Annotated in this window: 4 protein-coding genes; 1 reads left to right on the top strand and 3 read right to left on the bottom strand. The window is 71.4% G+C overall.

Translation table 11 applies throughout. From position 1 onward, the window contains the following. Positions 1-15 precede the first annotated feature (15 nt). On the bottom strand, positions 16-1,725 hold the full coding sequence (locus G407_RS29195; RefSeq protein ID WP_043540329.1) for a cation:proton antiporter: 1,710 nt from the start codon (positions 1,723-1,725) through the stop codon (positions 16-18). A gap of 390 nt (positions 1,726-2,115) precedes the next feature. Beyond that, positions 2,116-2,511 (bottom strand): hypothetical protein, encoded by a 396-nt coding sequence (locus G407_RS0121195; protein ID WP_029032420.1) that lies wholly within the window; start codon positions 2,509-2,511, stop codon positions 2,116-2,118. 137 nt (positions 2,512-2,648) lie between these two features. Here G407_RS0121195 and G407_RS30755 point away from each other — a divergent pair, with 137 nt between their 5' ends. Next, the gene (locus G407_RS30755) at positions 2,649-2,978 is read left to right on the top strand and encodes a helix-turn-helix domain-containing protein (RefSeq protein ID WP_052341713.1); all 330 of its coding nucleotides are present in this window, start codon (positions 2,649-2,651) and stop codon (positions 2,976-2,978) included. Between the two features lie 424 nt (positions 2,979-3,402). Here the strand turns inward: G407_RS30755 and G407_RS31385 are convergent, their stop codons facing one another. Then, on the bottom strand, positions 3,403-3,570 hold the full coding sequence (locus G407_RS31385) for a YegP family protein (RefSeq protein ID WP_084327704.1): 168 nt from the start codon (positions 3,568-3,570) through the stop codon (positions 3,403-3,405). Positions 3,571-3,874 lie beyond the last annotated feature (304 nt).

The following is a 3,874-nucleotide window of genomic DNA, read 5'->3' as shown; positions in this document are numbered from 1 at the left end:
ATGGGGGAGGAGCGGTCACTGCACCGCGTCCCGCACCTCCCTCCCCTCCCGCGCCTCCCGCACCGGCTCCACCGCGTAGCCCAGCCGCTCCGCGGCGCGCTCGGCGGCGTCGGCGAAGGGGCGCAGGACGACGTCGGCGCCGGCGTGGTGGAGGCGCCGGGCGTCCTCCGGGTCGTGGCTGCGCACCGCGATCCGACCCGCGAAGCCGCGGGCGCGCACCGCCTCCATCAGCACGAGGCGCCCGTCGCCGTGGAGCAGGCTCGGGCCCGCCGGCGGCGGCGTCGCGAGGATGAGCCACGACACGCCCGTGAGCGGCAGGCTCTCTGGGAATTCCGGATCGGCGGCGTCGCCGTAGAGCCCGTCGTGGCCGCGCTTGCGCCAGCGTTCCAGCGCCTCGGGGTCGAAGTCGACGCCGAGCAGCCGCGCGTCGTTGGCGACGAGCACGCGGGCGATCTCGCGCCCGTAGCGGCCGACGCCGAAGACGATCGCGTCGTAGCCCCCGCCGGCCACCGCCGGCTCTTCCCGCTCGCGATGCGGATCGCTGCGCTCCGCCCAGCCGAGCAGCGGCTCGAGCCAGCCGTAGAGCGTCTGCGAGTAGAGGATCATGTAGGTCGACAGCGTGATCGTCACGAGCCCGACCAGCGTCACGAGCCCGATCGAGGCCTCGCCGACGTGCCCGAGCGCCACGCCCATCGCCATGAAGATGAGCGAGAACTCGGAGATCTGCGCCACCGTCAGCCCGGCGAGGAAGCCGGTGCGCTTGCGGTAGCCCATCACCCCCATGATCGCGAGCACGATCAAGGGGTTGCCCACGAGCACGAAGGCCGAGAGCACGAGCGCCGGCACGACCTGGTCCCCCAGCGTGCCGAGCCTGAGCGAGGAGCCGAGCGCCACGAAGAAGAACAGGAGCAGGAAGTCGCGCAGCGACGCGAGCCGCGAGGCGATCGCCTCGCGGAAGGAGGTCGAGGCCAGCGACACGCCGGCGATGAGGCCGCCGAGCTCCTTGCCGAGCCCGATCACGTCGCACAGGGCGGCGAACAGCACGGCCCAGGCCAGCGCGAAGGCGACGAGCAGCTCCGGCAGGCTCGCCACGCGCCGCAAGAGCGGCTCCGCACCCCAGCGGATGAAGGCCGCGACCGCCCCGAGCAGCACCACGCCCGCCGCGAGCGTGCCCCCGATGCCGAGCCCCGCGGGGCTCCCCTGCGCACCGACGCCGAGCGTCGAGAGCACGATCATGGCCAGCACCACGACGATGTCCTGCACGATCAGGAAGCCGATGGCGATGCGCCCGTGCAGCGCGTCGACCTCGCGCTTGTCGGAGAGGAGCTTCACGATGATGATCGTCGAGGAGAAGGTGAGCGCCACCGCCACGTAGAGGCTCGTCGTCGCGTCGAGCCCCAGCGCGAGGCAGATCGCGAAGCCCACCACCGCCGTGAACCCGACCTGCCCGAGCCCCGTCGCCAGCGACACCGCGCCGAGGCTGCGGATCGCCTGGAAGTCGAGCTTCAGCCCCACCAGGAAGAGCAGCACGGCGATGCCGACCTCCGCCAGGAGGTCCACGTATTCCGCATGGTGCACGACCCCGAGCACGTCCGGCCCCGCGACGATGCCGGTCGCGATGAAGGCGACGACGAGCGGCTGCTTCAGCAGGTGGCCGACGAGGCCGATGCCGGCGGCGAGCGCCAGAAGGAGGGCGATGTCGTAGAAGGCATAGGTCTCGTCCATGTGCGGGCGCGGCCTCTCTCGGGTTGCCGTGGCGGGTGAGTGCGCCGGGACTATCGCCGAGACGGGCGGCGGGGAGTAGACGCGGGGAATGCGTAGCGACGTCCCGCCCCACCGCGGCGGGGACGATCCGAGACGGCGGATCGGCCCCCGACCCTCCAGCGGAACGGGGGCTTGCGCGGTGGGACGCGGCGGCGGGCGCACGGTCCCTCCTTCCCTGTAGGGGAAGGTGTCGCGCCGCCGAAAGGCGGCGTGACGGATGGGGCGCGGCGCGCGAGCGACGCGTTCCGCGAAGCGGAAGCCGCCGTCTCCGCAGCCGCCGTCGCATGTCGGCTGCGCCGAACGCGCGTCCCGCGCGCCCCATCCGTCTCGGCTGCGCCGAGACACCTTCCCCTACGGGGAAGGAGATGGGCCGGAGCGCCCGCCGCATGCCGGCAGCACCGGACGGCGCCCCCCTCCCCCGCCTCGGCGATGCTTCCACCCGCCCCCGCGCCCCTCGAGCCGCTCCACGGCCGCGGCGGCGATCGCGGCCTCGTCGAGGGGCGGCGGGGCGCCGTCGCCCCAGTGGCCGCCGCCGAAGAGCCGCGGGCGCGGCGCGACGCCCTCCCGCAGCCGCGCGGCCCAATACGCCTCCGTCTGCGCGTCCCACGCCTTCGCGGAGGCGATTTGCGCCGCGATGGAGCGCGCCAGCCGCCGGGGACGGGTGAGGCGGCGATGCCGGACGATGAGGGCGGCGAGGAGGGGGACGAGGAGGAGGGAGAGCGCGAGGACGATGAGGAGCTGGCTCATGGGGGGTGCTCGCGCCGGTTGGTCGACTGACTGACCGACACAGTACGTCGAACGGATAGAAGCTGCAATCCACTCAGTTTGCCGGCCTTCCGTGCCGGCTCTCTTTCGCCCCAGCGTGCGCCGGGTGGAGGCGCGGCGTGACTCTCAAGGACATCTTCGGCTCGAACGTGCGCGCCGCCCGCGAGGCCCAGGGCCTCTCGCGCGGGGACCTGGCCGACCGCGCCCGCCTCGCCGAGAACACCATCGCCCGCGTCGAGCGCGGCGAGATGGGCCTGTCCTTCGAGAACATCGAGGCGCTCGCCGCCGCGCTGGGCCTCGAGCCCATCGCCCTCTTCTCCGCCGAGCCCCCGATCGAGTCACCTCCGGAACGCACCCGCCAGCTCCAGCGCATCGACGTGCTGCTGCGCCGGCTGGAGGAGAGGGAGCTGGCGAAGGTGGGGCGGGTGATCAAGGCGATGGAGGGGTGACCGGCGCGTGCCCCTCTCCCGAACGGGAGAGGGGTTGGGGTGAGGGCGCGCCGCCCGCGGGCTTCGCACCAGGCTCGCCGCCGCGCCGCCGCGCCGCCGACGTCCCGCGAACCCGCTGGCCGAACACCCTCACCCCTGCCTCTCTCCCATTCGGGAGAGGGGTTCCGCGCGGTGAGTCTTTCACATCGGAAATCGCTTCGTTCTCTTGACCGATCGTCGCGCGGCGCGCGGCGCCAAACCCGAGCGAAATCACGCGTTTGTTTGCAGTGCCTTAGCGGCACGGCGATTCGCGAAATGGGATTGGACAATCCCAGACTCGCAATTCGGCGACGAAAATGGTCTCCTCTCGATGTGCGTACCAGCGCACAAAAAAAGAGGGCGGCTTACGCCGCCCCAAGTTGCTCAGTGAGGGGTTCGGGTTGGGTCAGGTGCCCACCGGAGCCGAGCCGGACCCCTTCACGAGAGCGATCGCGGCGTCACAGTCCGCTTGGTTCCGGTATCCTTCACCGGAGTTGGCGATCTTGCGGTGGTTCGCGGCATAGAGCGTCCACCGCCAGTCGCCGTTGGTATCGCGATACTTCTTGTAGTACATAGCATTGATCCTGTTGCTCGTTTTGATAGAGCGCGATGCCGGTCGGCAGCGCGGCGATAGACGAATCGCTTCCCGCCTGTCGCAAACAGGACAATAGTGCTTGGTCGGCCGCAGGAGTCCGGCAGCGGCGTACTGTCCACAGGAAGTGTCGCCAATCCGCACCGCCGCGGAAGGCGCCGTAGCCCCTTCAGCCATCCCCCTGGTGGGCTCTGTCAAGCGTCAGCCGGAACTGCCCCCCTTTCGTCACGAGGACCTGACCCCCTCGCTGGTTGATGTGGTGTTGTGAGGCGCCGGAGCGGCCTTC

The organism is Salinarimonas rosea DSM 21201, assembly GCF_000429045.1.
Classification (GTDB): Bacteria; Pseudomonadota; Alphaproteobacteria; order Rhizobiales; family Beijerinckiaceae; genus Salinarimonas; species Salinarimonas rosea.
Note: the sequence above shows the minus strand (reverse complement) of the source record. Positions and strands in the feature narration are given on the sequence as shown.